Below are 20,951 nucleotides of genomic sequence, written 5' to 3'. Positions count from 1 at the left end.
TCGGTGAACAGATTCTGCTCAGTGTCTACTCCTGGCCGTGAGCTGGGCAGAAGCGCATAATCGGGAGTCGTGACCCCGCTCCAGCGCTACATCGCGGAAGAGATCGCCACCGACCACGTCGACGGGCTGCTGTCCCGCCGGGAGGCGATGCGCCGCCTGGCGCTGCTCGGCGTCGGCGCCACCGCGGCCACTGCGCTGATCGCCGCGTGTGGAGACAGCAAGCAGCAGGCGGGGACGGCGACGTCATCGGAGACGTCGCCGCCACCGCCTTCGTCGACGGCGACGTCCGCGGTGAACGCCGCACCGCCGCCGGGAATGGACGCCGCACTGCCGACCACACCGGTCACCTGGGCCGGCCCGAAGGGCGAACTGCAGGGCGCCTGGGCTGGGGCGTCCGAACCGCGGGGCGGAATCCTGGTCATCCACGAGAACAAAGGCCTCAACGACTGGACGCGGTCGGTGGCGGGCCGGCTGGCCGGCGCCGGCTATTCCAGCCTGGCGATCGACCTGCTCTCCGACCGCGGGGGCACCGCGACCTTCACCGATCCCGCGGAGGCCACGGCGGCCCTGGGTAACCGCGCCCCGGAGGACATGGTGGCCGACCTGAAGTCCGGCATCGCCGAGGTGCAGCGCCGGACACCGGGACAGAAGGTGGCGGCCATCGGATTCTGCATGGGCGGTGGCCTGGTGTGGCGACTTCTGGCCGCAGGTACCCCCGAGCTGGCCGCGGCGTTCCCGTTCTACGGCCCGACACCGGACAACCCGGACTTCGCCGGCTCCCAGGACGTCGCGGTGCTCGCCTTCTACGGTGAGCTCGATCAGCGGGTCAACGCCACCGAGCCGACGGCCAAGGCCGCTCTGGAGAAAGCGGGTCTCGTGCACGAGCTCGTCACCGAGCCAGGCGCCAACCACGCCTTCTTCAACGACACCGGTGACCGCTACGACCCGACCGCCGCCGCGGACGCGTGGACCCGCACGCTGGAGTGGCTGGCCACCCACGTCGGCTAGCGCCGCCCGCTATAAACCTGCTGTTCGACAACCCGCCGACCCCGCGTAGCGCTCCGCACACACGGACAGGCTGTGATGCAGCCATGCGGGTGGTCCAGGTCGCGAACTTCTACGGGCCGCGGTCCGGTGGGCTGCGCACCGCGGTGGACCGGCTGGGTGCCGAGTACTGCGCCGCCGGACACACCGTCTACCTCATCGTCCCCGCACCACACCCCGACCGGACCACGCTGCCGTCCGGGGTCATCCGCATCCGCATGCCCGCCCGACTGATCCCGTTCACCGGCGGATACCGGGCCGTGCATCCGCGGCCGGTGACCGACCTGCTGGCACGGCTTCGCCCCGACGCGCTGGAGGTGTCCGACCGGCTGACACTGCGATCGTTGGGGCCGTGGGGCCGCCGACACGGCGTGTCCACCGTGATGATCTCCCACGAGCGGCTGGATCGCCTTGTCGGACAGGTGCTTCCCGCCGCCATGGCGCGAGCGGTCGCCGACGCGGCGAATCGACGCACGGCGGCCAACTACGACGCCGTCGTGTGCACCACGGCGTTCGCCCGTGAAGAGTTCGACCGGATCGGCGCGCAGAACGCGATGACGGTCCCGCTCGGTGTCGATCTCGACCAGTTCCATCCCCGTCGGCGCTCGTCGGAGATCCGGGCGCAGTGGGCCGGCCCCGAACAGTTGCTGCTGGTCCACTGCGGCCGGCTGTCGGTCGAGAAGCATCCGCATCGCAGCATCGATACGGTGGCGGCGCTGCGTGATTCGGGCATCGACGCGCGACTGGTCGTGGTCGGGGAGGGACCGCTGCGCGCCAGGCTCCAGAGACAGGCGACGCGACTGCCGGTCGACTTCACCGGTTTCATCGGGTGCCGGGACACCGTCGCGGGAATCCTGGCCAGCGCCGACATCGCGTTGGCGCCGGGCCCGCACGAGACGTTCGGGCTGGCCGCTCTCGAAGCGCTGGCATGCGGCACACCCGCGGTGGTGTCGCGAACGTCGGCGTTGGCCGAGATTCTCACCCCCGACAGTGGCGCCACCGCCGACAACGACCCGCGCGCCATCGCCCACGCCGTCACCACCCTGCTCGACCGCCCCGAATTGCAGCGGCGCACCAACGCTCGGCGGCGCGCCGAACAGTTCACCTGGCCGCAGTCGGCAGCAGGAATGCTCAGCGCTTTGCGTGTCCACTAGGGGTGTGGTGGCCTACCATCCAGGGATGCTCCGGACGTTCGCCCTGCTCGCCGCCACCGCGTCACTTCTCGGGTCCACCGTGGCGGTTGCCGGCGCACAGCCGGAGCCGACGGCATGCACCTACGAGCTCACCGCGCCGACCGTGGTGAACGTGTCCGGCACCAATATGGTCACCGCGACCGTGACGACACGCGCGTGCGACGGCGCCGTCACGTTCCGCACCGTTGCCTGTATCCAGATGCAAGGGTCCAGCGGCCCCGGACAGTGTGCGCAGGGCCGGGGGATCCTGCCCGCACAGGTGTTCTTCCAGCCGTACCGGCCGGGCGCCACCTACACCGCGACCGGCCGTGGCTGCGCGTCGAAAGGCAATCCGCCGCAGCCCTACTGCCAGGCGAACGGCCCGGTCAGCGCCACCCTCTGACGGAAATCCTGCGCCGCGGCGCACGTTGTCCCGGTTTAGCCCCACCATGTCAGGGGCATCCGAGCAATCAACGGGGCCGTCAGCGTGACCAGCCCTGCAAGCAAAGGAGCTGGCATGGATAACACCGCTGTATGGATCGTGGTCGCAGTTATCGCGCTCGTCGTCATCGGCGTCGTCGTGATGTTGGCGATGCGGACCCGAAACCGTCGCCGTGCCGAGGAAGCCGACCGCATCCGCGAGGAGGTGCAGCACGATGCCAAGCGCGTGGAGCGGCAGGCCTCGCTGGTCGAGGAAACCGAGGCCAAGGCCCGTGCGGCGCAGGCCGAAGCTGAGGCCAAGGCCGCCGAGGCTGCACGGCTCGCCGACACCGCGTCCAGCCGTCGTGATGCGTTGAGCAGCTCACAGGAGCACCTGAACGCGCGCCGGGAGCATGCCGACAAGCTCGACCCGCGCAGCACCGGCATCGACGACGCCGATCACAACCGGCAGAAGGACGTTGCGCCTGAAAAGACATACCGCGGCAGTGACGCCGGTGACATGCGGCCGGACGTCACCACCCGCTAGTTCGGCGGCGTCCAGCGCACGGGCAGCCGTTTGATCCCGTGGATGAACGCCGACTGCAGCAGGTCTGGTTCGGCGACAGCTCGGATGTCGGGCACCAGTCGGTGCAGCTCCTCGAACGCGACCGTGATCTCACGACGGGCCAGGTTGGCGCCGAGGCAGAAATGCGCGCCGCCGCCGCCGAAGCCCACGTGCGGATTCGGATGACGGGTCACGTCGAAGCGCCACGGATCCGCGAACTTGGACTCGTCCCGGTTCGCGGATCCGTACCACAGCGAGACCTTCTCGCCGGCGGCGATGGTGACTCCGCCCAACTCGACGTCTCGCGTGGCGGTGCGCCGCATATACGCCACCGGGGACGACCACCTGACGATCTCCTCGACCGCGGTAGGCGCCATCGCGGCGTAGTCCGACCACCAGCGGTCGCGCTCCTCCGGATAGCGGCTCAGCGCCAGCACGCCGTGGCTGATCGCGTTGCGGGTGGTCTCGTTGCCCGCGACCACCAAGAGAATGAAGAAGGACGCCACCTCGGCCGACGTGAGCTGTTCGCCGTCGAGTTCCGCCTGCACCAGGCTTGTGGTCAGATCGTCACCCGGATGCGACCGCCGGTCGTCAGCCAACTGGGTGGCGTAGGCCCCGATACTCATTGCGACAGAAACGAACTCGTCGAAATCCGTGGCGATGTCCGGATCGCCGAATCCCAAGATGACATTCGTCCAGTGGAAGATCGTCTGATGATCCTGCTCGGGGATGCCCATCATGTCGCAGATGATCTGCAGGGGTAACGGGCCGGCCAGTTCAGCGACGATCTCTCCGCAACCGTCGGGGTGTGCGGCCACCATGTCCTGGACCAGGCTGCGCGCCCGCACGCGCACCGAGTCCTCGATGAGGGCCAGTACCCGCGGCGTGAACGCGCTGCGCACGATGTTGCGCAGGCGGGTGTGACGGGGATCGTCCATAGCGATCATCGAGCCGAAATACTCGGCGAGTTCCGGAGTTTGGTCGCTGACCGTGATGCCGAGGGCCGAGCTGAAGATCTCGGGATGCCTGCTCGCGTAGAACACATCGTCATAGCGGGTTAGTGCCCAGTGTCCGGCGACCTCGGCGTCGGGGTCGGCGACATACGAGTTGTGGAAGGTGATCGGAGCCTCCCGCCGCAGCGTCGCGAACGCGCCGTCACGGATGTCGTCGTCGAGACCCCAGAAATCCCACGAGCCGAGGTCGACATCGGCCAGCGGCACATCCGGGGGAGCGATCCCGTTGGTGCGTACGACCGTTCCGGAGTCGACACCCGTCTTCGAGCTCATGCCACCCGAGCGTAGCCTCAGGGCCGCTGTTCATGACCTTTTCGGCCGTGAGTGCGACGCTCTTCCTTCATCCGCGCCTCGTGCACGTGCCGCTCGCCACCGAGAAGTTCGTCGCGCGTGCGGCGCTCGTGTTCGCGGAAGAGCGACCAGTAGGTGTCGTCGAACTCCTCCACGATCTGGAAAGTCCACCGGCCGTACAGCACGTTGTGGCCGATGAGCTCGGTCTCCATCCGCTCGGCCGCCGCATCGTTGCCGGCCTCCCGCAGCGCGTCGCACGCCTCGCCGAGCAGGAGATCCGCGTGGCCCATCAGCTGATGGAACGAATAGAGATGGCCCCTGGCCCGCTCGACGAACTCCAGGGCCTCCGTCAGCTTCCCCACCGCATCCACCGTGGCATCAGTTGCATCCGTCACCGGGGCGACATACCCGCCATCGATCTCGGGCAATCAAGCCTGCTCGCTATCTACGGTCGGGCTCCGCCCTCCACATCTATGGTCGGGCTCCGCCCTCCACCGCACCCTTGACCCGCTCCAGCGTCTTCCTCATATCGCGGAGATTGCGGCGCCGGCGCAGTCGCCCTATCGACATCGAGTACACCGCCATGAGGGGACTCTGATTGAGGCGGAACGACTCGGTGACGTCGGTGCCCGTCGCCGTCGGCGTCAACGAGTAATGCCAGTTGTTCACGGCCCGGTCGCCCAGCAGCACCTCGAAACCGAATTCGCGACCCGGCTCGCACGCCGTGACCCGGCACGGCGTCCAGTAGACCGGACCGATCTCGTTGCGCCGCACATGACCTCGGAATCGGGCGCCCAGCGCCGGTCCTGTCGCGCCGTCGAGCCATTCCGCCTCGAACGTCTCGGGCGAGAACGTACCGATACTGCGGACGTCGGCGATCAGATCCCAGATCCGCTCCGGGGGAGCAGCCATGGACACCGTTACCGATCCCTGCATGGTGTGGCCTTTCTTCGTCGGGAGCTCAGCCGATCCGGTACACGTGGTCCGGCGTCAGTTGCGTCGTGAGCGCCGTCGCCAACAAGGTGCCGGGATCCGCGCCGCGGAACGGGATGTCGGTGTTGGTGAAGACGACGAGCGTGGTGTGGCGCTCCGGGAGGTAGGCCGACACGGTCTGATAGCCGGGCAGGCTGCCGTTGTGGCCGATCCAGCCCGCCTGGTTGAACAAGCCGAGGCCGTAGCCGAACGGCGCGGGCTTGCCCTCGGCGTCGACGGTTCGCAGCCGCTCCTGATGCGTCTGCCGGGTCAGCAGCGCGCCGGTCGCCAGCGCCGGCGCCCAGATCCGCATGTCCTGCAGTGTCGAGACCATGCTGCCCGCCGCCCATGCCCAGGACGGGTTCCAGTCGGTCGCCGTGGCTTCGCGGCCGTCCTCGGTCTGCATCGTGTACCCGGCGGCGTGCGGCTTCGGGAACTCGTCGTCGGTCGGGAAGCTGGTGTCGTGCATGCCGAGAGGCACGCTGATGTGGTCGCGAATGTAATCGTGCAGGGCCTGGCCGCTGACCTTCTCCACCACCAAACCCAGCAGAACCGTGTTGGTGTTGCTGTACTCGAACGCGGCGCCCGGAGCGAACGATGCCGGCTGGGAGAACGCGTACTCGAGCAACTGCGCGAGGGAGAACGGGCGACGCGGACCGGCATACAGGGCCCGCGCGAACGCGGGGTTGCGCGAGTAGTTCGGCAGCCCGCTCTGCATGCCGGCAAGGTGGCGCAGCGTGATCGCGTCGCCCCGAGGCACGCCGTCGACGAAACGGGAGACCGGATCATCAAGACGGAGGCGACCCTGATCCGCCAGCTGCAGCACCGCCGTGACCGTGAACGTCTTGGTCTGACTGCCGATCCGGCTGTAGAAGTCGGTCTTCATCGGTGCCCTGGTCTTCTTGTCGGCCACCCCGAACGCGCGCACAAACTCGCCGTCGGGGCCCCAGATTCCGACGATGGCTCCCGGGACGCCCGCCTCGGCCATGACCCGGTCGACCGCTCCTTCGAGCCTGGTGGTCAGCTCCGCCGGCATCGTGGCCGCCGGTCCCGCGGCACTCGTGCTGCTTGTCGGGGTGGTGGGCGACGGCTCGAAGGACTCTGCGCAACCCGCAGCCGACACCACCGCAACGACCACGATCGGCAATGCGCGACTGAACATCGCGTTCAGAGTATTCGCAGTGTTCCGGCCGCCGGAATCAATCCGCCGGCGCACCGGTCAGCGATCGAACTCTTGATCGTCGTCCGGTACGGGCGTCGCCTGCTCGAGGAGATCGGCTTCGCTGGCCTGCCAGCCGCGATCGTCACCGACCCGCTGCGCGTCGCGCCAGGGGTCATCCTCGGTGTCGTCGATCGGGACGCTCTGTTCGACCACGTCTGCTTCCGCGGCATCACCGAACGGGCTGCCATCGGGTGTCGTCATCGGCTGTCTCTCTGATGGTCGTTGCGTGCTGGGGGACCGCCACGGTAGTACCCACCTGTGCGTTGAGTCACGCACCGGGAGGTCGCGCAGGCTGCGCGCACCCCGGGTAATTCGTCCCGATTTCGTCATCTCGTCTGTTGCTGTACGACAGGCGCTGGTGATTCACTTGTTCAGGTGACTCTCGGGTACGCTCCGTAAACTGCGCGAACAGCGGGCCGCCACACCACGCGGGCGCCGTCAACCGACCAGAATCCAGAATCTCAGAGGCCTGTAATTTTGCCAGAAGCAACGAGCGGATCTCAGGATCTGCAGCCGCATTTCGAGGACGTCCAGTCGCATTACGACTTGTCAGACGACTTTTACCGGCTGTTTCTCGACCCCACACAGACGTACAGCTGCGCCTACTTCGAGCGTGACGACATGTCCCTCGAAGAAGCCCAGCGGGCCAAGATCGACCTGTCGCTGGGCAAGCTCGGACTTCAGCCGGGCATGACCCTTCTCGACATCGGGTGCGGATGGGGCGCGACTTTGCTGCGTGCGCTGGAAAAGTACGACGTCAACGTGATCGGTCTGACCCTGAGCCGCAACCAGCAGGCCCACGTGCAGAAGGCTCTCGACGCCAGCGGCAGCTCGCGCAGCAAGAAGGTCCTCCTGCAGGGGTGGGAGCAGTTCGACGAGCCCGTCGACCGCATCGTCTCTATCGGGGCGTTCGAGCACTTCGGGCGTGACCGTTACGACGAGTTCTTCAAGATGGCGCACCGCGTTCTGCCCGACGACGGCGTGATGATGCTGCACACCATCATCAAGCCGACCGACGAGGAATTCGCCGAGCGCGGCCTGAAGCTGACGATGAGCCTCGTGCGGTTCTCGAAGTTCATCATGGACGAGATCTTCCCGGGCGGGGATCTGCCCAAGCCCACCACCGTCGCCGACCACGCTGCGAAGGCCGGTTTCCGGCTGACTCGCGAGCAGCGGCTCCGCGAGCACTACGCCAAGACGCTCGACATCTGGGCCGAGGCGCTGCAGAAGCGCGAGACCGAGGCGGTCGAGATCCAGTCACGTGAGGTCTACGACCGGTACATGAAGTACCTGACCGGCTGCGCGGACCTGTTCCGCGGCGGCTACACCGACATCTGCCAGTTCACTCTGGAGAAGTAGTCCCCCGGTCGCGGTAGAACCGCGCGGGCTGACCCGGCTCGGCCTCGGCGGCGTCGCGGCGGCGGGCGGCCATGCCGGCGAGCGCCTCGAACACCACCCGGTGGGCGGCGTTCACCGTCAGCTCGGCGTGGTCGTACGCGGGCGCCACCTCGACCACGTCCACACCGGCGACGTCGTGCTCGTAGCAGAGCTGCCGGACCATCCGCAGCAGGTCGGCGCTGGTGATGCCACCAGGCTCAGGGGTTCCCGTGCCCGGTGCGTGTGCCGGGTCGAGCACATCGATGTCGACGGACACGTAGAGCTTGTCGGCTTTGGCGAGCGCCTCACTCACGGCGTCGGCCATCACCGCTTTGAAGCCGCGCTCCCAGATCTCCTGCATCGTGTGCCAGGTCATCTTCTGTTCGAGCATCCACTCGAACGTGTCCCGCGGCGGCCAGTAGCCGCGCAAGCCCACCTGCACGAAATGCGAGCCGGGCACCGCGCCGGATTCGATGAGCCTGCGCATCGGCGTCCCGTGGCTGGCGAGGTTGCCCTCGATCTCGTCGGCGGTGTCGGCATGCGCGTCGAAATGCACGATGCCGACATTGCCGTACCCGTGGTGGTCGGCGACGGCGGTGGCGGCGGGCCAGGTGATCGAGTGGTCGCCGCCGAGAATCACCGGGACGATCCCGCGCGAGGCGATCGCGTGTACCCGCTCCCGAATGTTGTTGTGCGACACCTCAGTCTGACCATGGGGGCAGTACGCGTCGCCGAAGTCCACGACCTCGAGCCAATCGAAGATCTCGAGCCCGAGGTCCATGTGATAGGTCCCCGGTTCGTACGCGGTGGCCCTGATCGCGCGCGGACCGAACCGCGCACCCGGCCGATTGGTGGTGCCGACGTCGAACGGGGCGCCGACGATCGCCGCGTCCGGTTTCCACGAGTCGAGCTGATCGACCTCGGTCAGGAATGGCCGGTGACCGAATGACGCCAGACCCGCATAGGCGAGGTCGAGCTGCTCCGCCATTCCCGGCGGGATCTCCCGGTGGTGCCCGTGGTCTTCGTGGTGATGGCCGCCCATGCGCACGACCGTACCGCTGCGGCGGTCCCCGGACCGGTCAAGTGCGCGTCAAGGCCGCCCGCAACGCGTCGGGGACCGCCCGCTTCGCCCAGTCCTCGGTCGACACCACGACATAGACGTTGTGCCCGCGCACCGCGACGCGCTCGTCCGCATCCGCGGTGCGGGCCGACACCGTGAAGCCGATCGTGAAACTGGTGGACCCCACCCGGGTGCACTCGGCCGCTATGCGCACCGCGTCGCGCCACCGCACCGGGGATGTGAAGTCGATCTCGCTGTGCACCACCTGGAAGTCGTAGCCACCCGCCATCAACTCCGGGTACGCGACGCCGAGGTCGTCGAGCAGACCGGTGCAGGCTTCGTCGAACCAGGTGAGGTAGTGCCCGTTGAACACCACACCCTGCTGATCCACCTCGGCGTACCGCGGCACGACAGCCATCGAGAAGTCGTTCACCCGCACCACCCTAGAGATGGGGCGGTGTACCAGACTGGCGGCCATGAAGCTGGTGACGATCGACGATGTGCGGGCCGCGGCGCAACGCATCCGCCCGCACGTGGTGCGCACGCCGCTGCTGCGCGCCCGCTGGGGTGACGACGAGCGCCCGCTGTGGATCAAACCCGAGAATCTGCAGCCCATCGGCGCGTTCAAGGTGCGCGGCGCCTTCAACGCCGTCAGCTCGGTGAAGGACACCGCGTCCGACGTGGTGGCCTACTCCAGCGGCAATCACGCCCAGGCGGTCGCGTACGCCGCCGCCGAATTCGGGCTGCGTGCCCACATCGTGATGCCCGAGGAGACGCCCAACGTCAAGATCCAGGCCACCCGCGACCTCGGGGCCAGGGTGGTGCTCAGTGGCGCGGGGCAGCGGGAGATCGTCGCCGACCAGGTGCGCGCCGACACCGACGGCGTGATGATCCCACCGTTCGACCATCCCGATGTCATCGCCGGTCAGGGCACCATCGGCCTGGAGATCGCCGCCGATCTGCCTTCGGTGCGCAACGTGCTGATCCCGGTCAGCGGCGGAGGGCTGGCCTCGGGTATCGGCACCGCGATCCGCGCGCTGTGTCCGCGGGCCAGGATCTACGGCGTCGAACCTGAGCTCGCGGCCGACACGTCGCAGAGTCTGCGCGAAGGCCACCGCGTCGACTGGACCATCGAAGATCGCAACCGCACGATCGCCGACGGGTTGCGCTCGCAACCGTCGGAGCTGACGTTCGCGCATCTGCAACACGTCCTCGACGGGATGATCACCGTGACCGAGGCGGAGATCCGCTCGGCCGTCCGGGAACTCGTGTATCGCGCCCGGATGGTCAGCGAACCCAGCGGAGCGGTGACGCTGGCGGCGTACCGACAGGGCGCGACACCGCCGGGGGAGACGGCGCTGATCTTGTCCGGGGGCAACATCGAACCGCGGATGCTGCAGCAGATCCTCGCCGAGGATGACCACACCTGAGAGTGTGCGATGTCGGGGGAGCTGCGGGTAGGGTCACCCGGGGTTGTCGAAGGAGTGATACGTGGACGCGGTTCTCGGCTTGTCTGTGACACCGACGTCCGTCGGCCTGGTCCTGGTGGAAGGGCACGACGTCGACGGCGCCACGATCGACGGCACGGGATTCGAGGTCACCGGTTCCGGTCCGTCGGAGGCTCTGCAGACGTCCAACCGGGCGGTCGCCGCCGTGCGGCGCACCGAGGCGCTGGCCTCCGAATCCGGGCATCGGGTGCATTCCATCGGTGTGACCTGGAGTGACGATTCGGACGCCGAGGCGTCGCTGCTGTTGAAGTCGCTCAGCGATTCCGGCTTCGACAACATCGTTCCGGTCCGGTTGTCAGAGGCCACCGACGCCCTGGCACGACGAATCGCGGTGGTCATGGGCTACCCGACCACGGCAGTCTGTGTCATCGAGCCCGAACAGCTCATCGCGCTGGTGGTGAGCGTGGACGACGGTCCCGACGGGTCGGAGAGCACGGTGCACACGGCCGTGAACCACTCGGTGGTGACCGAGGATGACCTGGTGGGCTGGCTCAGCTCGGTGTTCGCCAAGGCCGACTGGGAGCCCGAAGCTCTGGTGCTGGTCGGCTCGGCGGAAGATCTCGACGGCCTGCTGCCCATCCTCGAAGACGCCCTGGAAGTGCCGGTGTTCTCGCCGGACGAGGCGCAGCTCGCGTTGGCGCGTGGCGCGGCGCTGGCCTGTGCGCAACCGGCGGACTTCGGTGGGTGGTCCGAACCCGGTGACATCGAGCGGCAGCCGGCGACCAAGCGCGTCACCCGGATCGCCCCGGCCGCGATGCTCGTGGCCGGAGCCGTGACGTTCGTGGCATCGGTCTCGGTGGCGGCGGCCATGCAGCTGGCGCCCGACCCAGCCGCTCCGCGGCCCACCCCAGCGGCAGAGACGTCGGCTCCTTTCCCTGCCGCCGCGCCCCGCGCGGTGCCCGCGGCCCCACTGCCGCCCGCGCCACCGCCGCCCGCCGAGGTCGTCATTCCAGAGGTGGCCGTCCCCGTCGTCGAGGAAGCACCCGTCGCCGAGCCGCCGCTCGCTCCCGAGCAGGCGCCGATGGCCGAGACGGCACCGCCCGACCCTGTCCTGCCGCCAGCGCCCGTCGTGGCGCCGCCCGTACCGCAGGAACGACCCGGACTCCTGCAACGGATCCGGGACCGCCTGTCCGGCGGCAATGACGAGTCGCCGGCCCCCGCGCCGGTCGTACCGCCGCCGGTCCCGCCGGTGTACCCCGGGCAGTAGCGACCGGGCGCCACCCGGATCCAGCGCATATTCTGGCGGGGGTGAGCTTGCCCATCTCCGATCCAGCTGCCGCCCCGTCCGCTTCCCCGTCCCTGCGCATCGGCCTGCGTGTGGCGATCATCGCCTGTGTCGTCGCCGCGCTGCTCACCGTCGAACTGACGTCGAGCCGGGGAGTGGGGTGGCGGCTGATCACGTTCACCTACCAGGCGAATCTGCTGGCGGCGGCGTACTACCTGTGGACGCTGGTGACGCCGCGCGCGGATGCCCGGATCGGTGTGCGGGGCGCGGTCGTCCTGTACGTGACCATGGCCGGTGTGGTCTGGAACCTCTTCCTCACCGAGCACAGCATGGGATACACCCCGGCGAATCTCCTGTTGCACGTCGTGGTTCCGGTGCTGGCGTTGAGTGACTGGCTCCTGGTCGGGCGCGGTGTGAGGCCCGTAGCGTGGTGGCAACCCGTCGCCTGGCTGGCATATCCGGCGGCGTATCTGGCTGCGGCGTTACTCGTGCTCAATCATGCAGGCCGTCGCGCCCCCTACTACTTCCTCGACCCTGGCTCCGTGGGAGCGGCCGCGGTCGCACTGAACGTGGCCGCCCTGGCTGCGTGCGTTCTCGCCCTGGGCTATGCGTTGCTGGCCGTCAACCGCGGCGCGGCGACGGTGCGCGCAGAAGCCCCGTGAAACGTTCGGAATCGCAGGATCGATAGTTCTGCATAGGCAACCCGAATTTGCCGCGTCGGTCGAACGCCGTGGCAGTCGGGCGAGACGAACTAGGATGGCAATGTGCTGAGACCCCGTCTGCAGCAAACGCGTTTCACCCGCGGGATCACCCGTCGCACGTCGTCGGTGATCTGGTGCGCCGCGCTGCTCGCCGGCCTGTCCCTGGTCGGCCCCGTCCCGTCCAGCCTGGCCGGCTCCACAGCAGCGACGACTGTCGCGGGGGTGTCGCCTGGGTCCGGGCAGACCGTCGGAGTCGCCCACCCGGTGACCGTCACGTTCACTGAGCCGGTCGGGGACAGAACCGCGGCCGAGCGCTCCGTCTCCGTGACGGCTGCCGGCGCCCCGACGCCGGTGGCGGGCTCATTCGCCTGGCTCGACGATGACCTGCTGCAGTGGACCCCGGCGGAGTTCCTGCCGGCCCACACGCCGATCACCGTGTCGGTGGGCGGCTTCGCCACCAGCTTCCAGACAGGTGCGTCCGTCGTCAGCGTCGCCGATCTCAGTGACTACTCGTTCACCGTCAGCATCGACGGCGTCGTGGCCCGCGAGATGCCCGCCTCCATGGGTAAGGCCAAGTTCCCCACGCCCATCGGGCAGTTCACCGCGCTGGAGAAGCAACGCAACGTCACCTTCGATTCGCGCACCATCGGCATCCCCCTCGACGACCCGGAGGGTTATCTCATCAAGGGGGAGTACGCCGTCCGGGTGACATGGGGCGGTGTCTACGTGCACTCTGCGCCGTGGTCGGTGGGCTCTCAGGGATACGCCAACGTCAGCCACGGCTGTATCAACCTCAGCCCGGACAACGCGGCGTGGTATTTCGACACCGTCGGGATCGGCGACCCGATCATCGTCCAGGCCTAGGCGTTACGGCGACAAGGCGCCGAGGGTGACGCGGGTATCGGCCCGGACGTAGCTGGTGAGGCTGTCCTCGGCATCCGCGGGGTGGAAGCCGGTGGCCTCGAGCTTGGCGAGGTCCAGCGCGCTGCGCATCGGGCGAGGCGCGGTCGAACCCGCAGCGTTCGCAGCGAAGTACGCCGCGGTCGACACGCCTGTTACCCGACCGGGATCGTGTCCGGCGAGGGCGAATGTGCGTCGCGCGATGTCGGCCCACGAACAGATCGGGCCTGACCCGGTGACGTTGTAGGTCCCGTATGGTGCCGCGGACTCGGTGAGGTGCCGAATCGCCCGGGCGAGTTCCGGGGTGAACGTCAGGCGACCGAATTGGTCGTCGACCACCGACGGGTCAACGCCGTTGTCTGCCAACGACAACATGGTCTGCACGAAGTTGCGACCGTCACCGATCACCCACGACGTGCGCACGATGTAGTGCCGGGGGACGGTGGACACGATCTGGTCGCCCGCGGCCTTCGTCTGCCCGTAGACGCCGAGTGGGGCCATCGGGTCGTCTTCGCGGTACGGACGCGTCGCAGTCCCGTCGAAGACGTAGTCGCTCGAGACATGGACGAGCGTGATGCCGTGAGCGGAGGCGACCCGCGCCAGCGCCGCGACACCGGTGACGTTGGCCGCCCAGGCCGCAACGCGCCCTTCGGCGGTCTCCGCGGCGTCGACCGCGGTATAGGCGGCGGCGTTGATGATGGTGTCGTAGTCGCGCCAACGGCGGGCCGATTCCAGGTCCTCACCGGTGAGATCGAGGTCGGCCCGGTCCGCGTACTCGACGTGCTGTGCATCGGCGTAGGCGCCGCGCAGCGCGCGGCCCAGTTGCCCACCGGCGCCCAGTACCAACGTCTTCCGGGGTGCTACGGGGGTGACCTCGGCCAGACTTCCCTGAGCCAGGTCCTTGGCCGACAGTTCGGCGCGCTCCAGCGGAATCGGCCAGTTGATGGCCAGGGTTTCATCGCCCGGATGCACCGAAGGGTAGCGGGCGTCAGGGGAGTAGTGGTCGTTGACGAGGTAGGTGTAGACGGTCCGCGGCTCCAGGGTCTGGAATGCGTTGCCGACGCCGCGCGGCACGAACACCGCCCGCGACGGGTCCAGTTCTGCGGTGAAGACTGTGCCGAAGGTGGGGCCGGAGCGCAGGTCCACCCAGGCGCCGAAGATCCGTCCGAACCCCACCGAGATGTACTTGTCCCACGGCTCGGCGTGGATTCCCCGGGTGGTACCTGCGGTGTCGTTGAACGAGATGTTGTGTTGTACCGGACCGAAATCCGGCAACCCGGCGGCGACCATCGTGGCGCGCTGCCAGTTCTCCTTGAACCATCCGCGGTTGTCGCCGTGGACAGGCATCTGCCACAGCGTCAGTCCGGGAATCGGTGTGCTGACGGCACGCAAGGCGGCCTTACCGTGTTCGGTCATTCGTCCCGTTCGTCTGTCATTGCCCGAGGCGGGCATAGAACGCCTCGGTGGCGTCCTTGGTGGGGGACCACCACGTCTCGTGGTGGCGATACCAGTCGATGGTGGCCGCGAGGCCGTGTGCGAAATCGCGGTACCTGGGCTGCCATCCGAGTTCATCGCGGAGCTTCGTCGGGTCGATGGCGTATCGCAGGTCGTGACCGGCACGGTCGGGGACGCGGTCATAGGCGTCAGCATCCTGACCCATCATGGTGAGGATCAACTCGATGACGGTCCTGTTGTCCTTCTCACCGTTCGCGCCGATCAGGTAGGTCTCTCCGATGCGGCCTCGTTCCAGGATCAGCAGCACCGCCGACGAGTGGTCGTCGGCGTGGATCCAGTCGCGAACATTGCGGCCCTCGCCGTACAACCGGGGTCGGATGCCGCACAGGATGTTGGTGATCTGGCGTGGGATGAACTTCTCGACGTGCTGGTACGGCCCATAGTTGTTGGAGCAGTTGGAGATTGTGGCGGCGACCCCGAACGAGCGGGTCCATGCCCGCACCAGCATGTCGCTGCCGGCTTTCGTCGAGGAGTAAGGCGACGACGGGTTGTACGGACTGGATTCGGTGAACCTGCCGGGGTCGTCCAGCGCCAGGTCGCCGTAGACCTCGTCGGTAGACACGTGATGAAATCTCTTGCCATGTCTGCGGACCGCTTCCAGCAGCGTGAACGTGCCGATCACGTTCGAGTGCAGGAACGGGTCGGGGTGGTCCAGCGAATTGTCGTTGTGGGACTCCGCGGCGTAGTGCACGACCGCGTCAGCGTTGCCGACCAGTTGGTCCACCAGTTCAGCGTCGGCGACGTCACCGCGCAGAAAGGTCAGCCTCGTGTCGGGCAGGCCGGTCAGCGATGCCCGGTTGCCCGCGTAGGTGAGTTTGTCCAGCACAGTCACGTGATGGTCGGTGTGGGTGATGACGTGGTGAACGAAATTGGACCCGATGAAGCCGGCACCCCCGGTGACGAGAAGCCGTGCCACTAGCGACCCCTGTCGAGCAGGTCGAGCAGATATGTTCCGTAACCCGACTTCACCAGGCCGGTCGCCAGATCGAACAGCTCGTCGTCGGTGAGAAAGCCCTGCCGCCAGGCAATTTCCTCGGGAACGCCGATCTTCAAGCCGGTCCGCCGTTCCATCGTGCGTACGAAGTCTGCGGCGTCGGTCATCTGGTCGAAGGTGCCGGTGTCCAGCCATGCCGTTCCGCGGGGCAGCACCTGCACCCGCAGTCGACCCTGCTCCAGATAGGCGCGGTTGATGTCGGTGATCTCGTACTCACCGCGAGCGCTCGGGGCGAGGTCGCGTGCGATCGACACGACGTCGTTGTCGTAGAAGTACAGCCCCGGCACCGCGTAGTTGCTCTTCGGTCGCTTCGGCTTCTCCTCCAGAGATACCGCGACGCCGCCGGAGTCGAACTCCACCACACCGTACGCCGACGGTTCGGCCACCCAGTACGCGAAGATGGTGCCGCCGTCGACGTCGGCGAAATATTTGAGCTGGGTGCCCAATCCCGGTCCGTACAACAGATTGTCGCCGAGTACGAGCGCGACGTTGTCGGCGCCGATGAAGTCCGAGCCGATCGTGAAGGCCTGTGCCAGCCCATCCGGTGAGGCCTGCTGCGCGAACCTGATCGACACTCCGAACCGCGACCCGTCACCGAGCAGTCGCTCGAAACTGGGTGCGTCGTGCGGTGTCGTGATCACCAGGATGTCCCGGATGCCGGCCAGCATCAGGGTCGACAGCGGGTAGTACACCATGGGCTTGTCGTAGACGGGGATCAGCTGTTTGGAGACCCCGAACGTGATCGGATGCAGGCGCGAGCCGGAGCCGCCCGCCAAGATGATTCCCTTCACGGCGTCGTCGTGCTACTCAGCCGCCGTGTCGCGCTCCGGCGCGCGGTGCTTGCCGCCACCTGCGGTGGTGCTGGAGCCGGACGCCGAACCCGACGTGCTGTCGTCGGGCGCGGCATGCCTGCCTCCCGGCGCGTCCTCGGAGTCGGTGCTGGACGGCGCCGTCGACGACGGGGTGTCGTCAGGCGAGGTGTCCTCGGAAGTGTCTGTGGAATCGTCGATCTCGCTGTCGTCGTTGTCGTCGCTGTCGATCTCGATATCGGCGAGGTCGGTGGTGTCGCTGTCCTCGCCGTCGGTGTCGTCGACCACCTCGGCGTCGGTAGCTGTGACGTCATCGGCCTGCCCCGCGTCCGTCGTCGCGTCGGCGCCCGTGGTCTCCGCGGCGCCGTCGTCCCCGGTCGCCGGTGCGGCCGTGGAGTCGTCCACCGCCGCCGATGCTGTTGCCGCGGTGGTGTCGGTGTCCTCCGAAGGCGCAGCAGCATCGGTGATGTTGGCGATCGCCGTGGCGATGGCTGCCGGAATTCCGACGAACAACTGATAGATCGGTCCGCCATTGTGGCACTGCACCGTGCAGTTCGGATCCTTGGCCGAGAATAGGCCGGGCACAGCGGATTCGGGCCCTGCACCGTCGATGTCGTAGCCGAACAGCAGCGCGTTCAGAACCGCGCTCGGCACGTGGGCCAGCGCCGAGAGTGCACCGTGCACGTCGCCGGCCGAAGCGGCGGCCATGGCGTTGCCGAGAGCCTGCGAACCGGCGGAGGCCGCGCCGTTCACAGGTGACAAGGCGTCCGCCATCGCCGCCTGGATGGCCTGGCCGACGGCCATGCCGTTCTGAAAGATGGCTCCCTGGAACGAGAGTGGGCCGGGGCCGGCCTCCACGGTGACGTCGTTGCTCAACAGGCCGAACGCCACGCTCAGCAGCGCCTGGGGGAGCACCCGCACGGTATTGCCGTTACCCAGGATGTTCAGTGCGGTGGCGAAGATCCCAGCCATTTCCACGCTGCTGGTACCGAAGAGGTTGACCGCGCCTCCGAACCACCCCTGCGTCACCGCGCTGCCGTTCCCGAGGATGTTGAGCGCAACGGTGCCGAGCAGGCCGGCGACCGTTGTCTGCGCGCCACTGCCCCACGGGGAGGCGCCGATGGCGAGGTTGATACCGCCGACCGCGGTGGTGCTGCCCGGGCCCAGCTGCATGACGATATTGCCCAGGCCCGTGACGCCGACGGTGTGCGCTCCGCTGCCACCCGAGTAGCCGAGCACGAGGTTGGTACCGCCGATCGCCGCTGCCGATCCGGGACCGAGGTGGGCGAGGATGTTGAATCCGCCGATGACGCTGGTGGATTGGACTCCGGTGCCGTTGGAGATGCCGATGGCGAGGTTGGGGCCGCCGATCACCGACGTGGTGCCCGTTCCCAGCTGCCCGAGGAAGGAGAACAGCGAGAACATCGCGGCCGACGTCGCGTTGTCGCCGACCGCGTTCGCGAGGGTGAAGGCACTGAGGGCGGTGGTGGCCCGGGCGTTGGCCCCCATGGCGAAGGCGCCGCCGAAGAACCCGGTGGACGCATCGGCCACCGCACCGTCGCCGATGGCGATCGCGTAGCTCGTGGCATTGCTCGTGCAACCGTTGCCGTTGCCTATCCCGAAGATGGAGAAGCACGTGGCGTTGGCGGCCGGGGCTCCACCGAGCGTCGCCGTCGCGAGAGCGCTCGAGACGAACGCGGTGGCCAGCAGGCCACCCTTAACCCGAACCGCATCCATCGACATCCCTGTTCCTCGCAGGTTCCCCCGTGGTACCGAACGCGGATGTTACGCGCCGTCACACGCAGAGCCTGTCGTTTCTGGCAAAAATTAACGTCTGCGTCTACAAGGATGCTGTCGGACAGGCCCGGCATCACCACCAGGGTGTTGCGCCGACCGTGTCGGAGGGCGATGATACGACTGCCCGGACCCCGGACGACGGGGTCTCGCGACAGGAAGAGCGCACGCCTATGACGTCGACACAGTGGTTGCGGCGAGTCCTCGTGACCGCCGGCCTGACGGCGGCGTGCCTTGCCGCAACGGTGGGAGCCGCATCGGCCGATCCGCTCTCCGACGCGTTGGCCACCACACCCTGCAGCTACGCGCAGGTGACCGCGGCGATGAATGCCCAGACGCCGGAGTTGGCGGCTCAACTGAACCTCCGGCCGGATATGCAGGCGAACCTGCAGTCATTCCTGGCGCTCCCGGTGGACCAGCGACGGCAACGGATTTCGCAGGAGCAGGCGGCCAACCCGCAGCTCCAGCAGATCCTCACCGCCATGATCGGCCCGCAGGTGTCGCAGGTCGCCAGTTCCTGCATGAGCTACTGACACCCGCACCGGCGCCGCCGCGCCGAATGGCAACCGGAGGTCCCGGTCGCCGCAGTCTGGCGCCACTGGAGACGTCGACAACGTTTGCCAAGCGGTGAAGCGTCAGCCCTTGCACCTTGTTCAGCGCCGTTCCTGAGAGCCGTCGGTCATTGCTCGTTCAACCCGAGTCGTCAAAAACCTACCTCAGCGTTAATTAACCGGTTAGAGTCCCAGCCGTGCGTGTAGCGCAGACTGAGTCTCATCATGCGAACGGCGCCTCGACGGTATTGCTCGATCGTTCGGATGTCTCGGAAGTCTCGGAGGCACTCGCAGCGATCCGCAGGCCGGTGGCTGTCGTCAGGTCGGCTCATGGGCCGAAGCCGGTCCTTCTGGACCCCGCAGGGCAGCTGACACCCGAGATCCTGGGTCAGAATCTGCTCGCAATCCTGCCGGCGATCTACCCCGAATGGTTGGGCGACCGCAGCTTCACCGCGACCCACCGGGTGAGGTTCCCGTACGTGATCGGCGAGATGGCGCGGGGCATAGCGACGCCGCAGATGACGGTCGAAGGCGTGCGCGCCGGCGGGATGGCGTTCTTCGGCAGCGCCGGACTCGATCTGGCAGCTATCGAAGCGGGCGTGCGGGAGATCCAGAGCGCGCTCGGACGAGACGTCGGAGGCTGGGGCGCCAACCTGATCCACAACGTCCAGAGCGACGGCGTCGAACTGGCGACGGTCGACCTCTTCCACCGTCTCGGGGTCCGGTACGTCTCCGCGTCAGCGTTCATGCAGCTAACTCCGGCGGTCGTGCTCTACGCCGTGAAGGGACTGCGGCGCGGCACCGACGGACGGATCATGCGGGCCGGGCGCATCTTCGCCAAAGTCTCGCGTGACGAGGTTGCGCGACAGTTCCTCTCGCCCGCCCCCGAGCCGATGTTGCGCGCCCTGGTTGCCGAAGGCCGCATCACCGCGGACGAGGCCGCCCTGGCCCGTGGCATCCCGATCGCGGAGGACATCACCGCCGAGGCCGACTCGGGCGGCCATACCGACAATCGCGCGCTGACCGTGTTGCTTCCGCGCCTGATCGACCTGCGCGACGACATCGCCGCCGACTACGGATACGACGTCCTGCCGAGGGTGGGTGCGGCCGGAGGGCTCGGAACGCCCGCCGCCGTGGCCGCTGCGTTCGCAGCGGGCGCTGCCTACGTGCTGACCGGCTCGGTCAATCAGTCGGCTTTGGAAAGCGGCCTGTCGGCAGATGCGCGCGGCCTGCTCGCTGCAGCCCAATCCACCGATGTCGCGATGGCGCCGGCCGCCGACATGTTCGAGATGGGGGTGACGGTGCAGGTGCTCAAGCGCGGCACCATGTTCGCCCAACGCGCGCAACGCCTGGGTGACTTCTACCGACGCCACGCTTCGCTCGACGATGCTCCCACGGACGCGCTGAAGAACCTGGAGACGGCAGTGCTCGGACTCGGCGTCGACCAGATTTGGGCCGAGACCGAGTCGTTCTTCGCAACCCGAGACCCCCAGCAGATCGAACGTGCACGGTCTGATCCCAAGCACCGCATGGCGTTGGTGTTCCGCTGGTATCTGTTCAACGGCGCGCAATGGGCACGTGAAGGCAACACCGCCCGGCGTGCCGACTACCAGATCTGGTGCGGTCCCGCGATGGGCGCCTTCAACGAATGGGTGCGGGGCAGCTTCCTCGAACCGGTGGGGGCGCGCACCGTTCGCCAGATCGCGCTCAACCTCCTCGAGGGAGCTGCCACCGTCACGCGCGCCGGCCAGCTACGAACAGCCGGTGTGGCAATGCCCGCCTCCGCCTTCGATTTTCGTCCCCGTCCCCTCGGATAAG

At 67.7% G+C, this 20,951-nt stretch carries 22 protein-coding genes; 11 read left to right on the top strand and 11 right to left on the bottom strand.

Going from position 1 to position 20,951, the window contains the following annotated elements; genetic code table 11:
* Window positions 1–69: 69 nt before the first annotated feature.
* From EL337_RS14555 to EL337_RS14540, 4 genes are all read left to right on the top strand, one after another.
* Window positions 70–1,008, top strand: coding sequence for a dienelactone hydrolase family protein (locus EL337_RS14555; protein ID WP_048631014.1), 939 nt, complete (start codon window positions 70–72; stop codon window positions 1,006–1,008).
* 83 nt (window positions 1,009–1,091) lie between these two features.
* Window positions 1,092–2,198: a glycosyltransferase gene (locus EL337_RS14550; RefSeq protein WP_048631013.1), complete on the top strand. Its 1,107-nt coding sequence runs from the start codon at window positions 1,092–1,094 to the stop codon at window positions 2,196–2,198.
* 25 nt (window positions 2,199–2,223) lie between these two features.
* Window positions 2,224–2,619: a hypothetical protein gene (locus EL337_RS14545; RefSeq protein WP_048631012.1), complete on the top strand. Its 396-nt coding sequence runs from the start codon at window positions 2,224–2,226 to the stop codon at window positions 2,617–2,619.
* A 114-nt stretch (window positions 2,620–2,733) separates the two neighbouring features.
* Window positions 2,734–3,183 (top strand): hypothetical protein, encoded by a 450-nt coding sequence (locus tag EL337_RS14540; protein WP_048631011.1) that lies wholly within the window; start codon window positions 2,734–2,736, stop codon window positions 3,181–3,183.
* Here EL337_RS14540 and EL337_RS14535 read toward each other — a convergent pair.
* From EL337_RS14535 to EL337_RS14515, 5 genes are read right to left on the bottom strand one after another with little or no spacing between them, the layout of a single operon-like run.
* Window positions 3,180–4,487 (bottom strand): cytochrome P450, encoded by a 1,308-nt coding sequence (locus tag EL337_RS14535; RefSeq protein ID WP_048631010.1) that lies wholly within the window; start codon window positions 4,485–4,487, stop codon window positions 3,180–3,182. The genes EL337_RS14540 and EL337_RS14535 overlap by 4 nt on opposite strands.
* Before the next feature lie 17 nt (window positions 4,488–4,504).
* Complete coding sequence (locus tag EL337_RS14530) at window positions 4,505–4,933, bottom strand: hypothetical protein (protein WP_232786729.1); 429 nt, start codon at window positions 4,931–4,933, stop codon at window positions 4,505–4,507.
* Between the two features lie 43 nt (window positions 4,934–4,976).
* Window positions 4,977–5,441: an SRPBCC family protein gene (locus EL337_RS14525; RefSeq protein WP_048631008.1), complete on the bottom strand. Its 465-nt coding sequence runs from the start codon at window positions 5,439–5,441 to the stop codon at window positions 4,977–4,979.
* A 25-nt stretch (window positions 5,442–5,466) separates the two neighbouring features.
* On the bottom strand, window positions 5,467–6,639 hold the full coding sequence (locus tag EL337_RS14520; RefSeq protein ID WP_048631007.1) for a serine hydrolase domain-containing protein: 1,173 nt from the start codon (window positions 6,637–6,639) through the stop codon (window positions 5,467–5,469).
* Between the two features lie 57 nt (window positions 6,640–6,696).
* Complete coding sequence (locus tag EL337_RS14515; protein WP_048631006.1) at window positions 6,697–6,900, bottom strand: Rv3202a family protein; 204 nt, start codon at window positions 6,898–6,900, stop codon at window positions 6,697–6,699.
* 276 nt (window positions 6,901–7,176) lie between these two features.
* Between EL337_RS14515 and EL337_RS14510 the strand changes: the two genes are divergently transcribed.
* A complete protein-coding gene (locus EL337_RS14510; RefSeq protein ID WP_048631005.1) occupies window positions 7,177–8,058 on the top strand; it encodes a cyclopropane mycolic acid synthase family methyltransferase in 882 nt (293 codons plus the stop codon).
* Here EL337_RS14510 and speB read toward each other — a convergent pair.
* Entirely contained in the window at window positions 8,042–9,064 is a 1,023-nt protein-coding gene (speB, locus tag EL337_RS14505; RefSeq protein ID WP_048631259.1) for an agmatinase, read from the bottom strand. The genes EL337_RS14510 and speB overlap by 17 nt on opposite strands.
* A 91-nt stretch (window positions 9,065–9,155) precedes the next feature.
* Window positions 9,156–9,554, bottom strand: coding sequence for an acyl-CoA thioesterase (locus EL337_RS14500; protein WP_048631258.1), 399 nt, complete (start codon window positions 9,552–9,554; stop codon window positions 9,156–9,158).
* Between the two features lie 58 nt (window positions 9,555–9,612).
* Between EL337_RS14500 and EL337_RS14495 the strand changes: the two genes are divergently transcribed.
* The 4 genes from EL337_RS14495 to EL337_RS14480 all read left to right on the top strand — a co-directional run bounded on the left by EL337_RS14495 (window position 9,613) and on the right by EL337_RS14480 (window position 13,434).
* Window positions 9,613–10,566, top strand: coding sequence for a threonine ammonia-lyase (locus EL337_RS14495; RefSeq protein WP_048631004.1), 954 nt, complete (start codon window positions 9,613–9,615; stop codon window positions 10,564–10,566).
* 61 nt (window positions 10,567–10,627) lie between these two features.
* Window positions 10,628–11,851 (top strand): DUF7159 family protein, encoded by a 1,224-nt coding sequence (locus EL337_RS14490; RefSeq protein ID WP_048631003.1) that lies wholly within the window; start codon window positions 10,628–10,630, stop codon window positions 11,849–11,851.
* Window positions 11,852–11,892: 41 nt separating this feature from the next.
* On the top strand, window positions 11,893–12,531 hold the full coding sequence (locus EL337_RS14485) for a Pr6Pr family membrane protein (protein ID WP_048631002.1): 639 nt from the start codon (window positions 11,893–11,895) through the stop codon (window positions 12,529–12,531).
* Window positions 12,532–12,633: 102 nt separating this feature from the next.
* Window positions 12,634–13,434, top strand: a complete 801-nt coding sequence (locus EL337_RS14480; RefSeq protein WP_048631001.1) for a L,D-transpeptidase — start codon at window positions 12,634–12,636, stop codon at window positions 13,432–13,434.
* Window positions 13,435–13,437: 3 nt separating this feature from the next.
* On the opposite strand, the gene EL337_RS14475 is transcribed toward EL337_RS14480, so the two are convergent.
* Genes EL337_RS14475 through EL337_RS14460 form a run of 4 tightly spaced genes read right to left on the bottom strand, consistent with a single transcriptional unit; the run spans window position 13,438 to window position 18,531 of the window.
* Window positions 13,438–14,886, bottom strand: coding sequence for a sugar nucleotide-binding protein (locus tag EL337_RS14475; RefSeq protein WP_048631000.1), 1,449 nt, complete (start codon window positions 14,884–14,886; stop codon window positions 13,438–13,440).
* Between the two features lie 16 nt (window positions 14,887–14,902).
* Window positions 14,903–15,901, bottom strand: coding sequence for a dTDP-glucose 4,6-dehydratase (gene rfbB / locus EL337_RS14470; protein ID WP_048630999.1), 999 nt, complete (start codon window positions 15,899–15,901; stop codon window positions 14,903–14,905).
* Complete coding sequence (gene rfbA, locus EL337_RS14465) at window positions 15,901–16,770, bottom strand: glucose-1-phosphate thymidylyltransferase RfbA (protein WP_048630998.1); 870 nt, start codon at window positions 16,768–16,770, stop codon at window positions 15,901–15,903. Before rfbA ends, rfbB begins: the two co-directional genes overlap by 1 nt.
* A gap of 12 nt (window positions 16,771–16,782) precedes the next feature.
* The gene (locus tag EL337_RS14460) at window positions 16,783–18,531 is read right to left on the bottom strand and encodes a hypothetical protein (RefSeq protein WP_048630997.1); all 1,749 of its coding nucleotides are present in this window, start codon (window positions 18,529–18,531) and stop codon (window positions 16,783–16,785) included.
* A 224-nt stretch (window positions 18,532–18,755) separates the two neighbouring features.
* Here EL337_RS14460 and EL337_RS14455 point away from each other — a divergent pair, with 224 nt between their 5' ends.
* Together EL337_RS14455 and EL337_RS14450 are read left to right on the top strand one after the other, a co-directional pair.
* Complete coding sequence (locus EL337_RS14455) at window positions 18,756–19,115, top strand: hemophore-related protein (protein ID WP_126316586.1); 360 nt, start codon at window positions 18,756–18,758, stop codon at window positions 19,113–19,115.
* 215 nt (window positions 19,116–19,330) lie between these two features.
* Entirely contained in the window at window positions 19,331–20,950 is a 1,620-nt protein-coding gene (locus EL337_RS14450; RefSeq protein WP_048630995.1) for a PfaD family polyunsaturated fatty acid/polyketide biosynthesis protein, read from the top strand.
* Window position 20,951: the final 1 nt, after the last annotated feature.

The organism is Mycolicibacterium aurum (assembly GCF_900637195.1).
Taxonomy (GTDB): Bacteria; Actinomycetota; Actinomycetes; order Mycobacteriales; family Mycobacteriaceae; genus Mycobacterium; species Mycobacterium aurum.
Note: the sequence above shows the minus strand (reverse complement) of the source record. Positions and strands in the feature narration are given on the sequence as shown.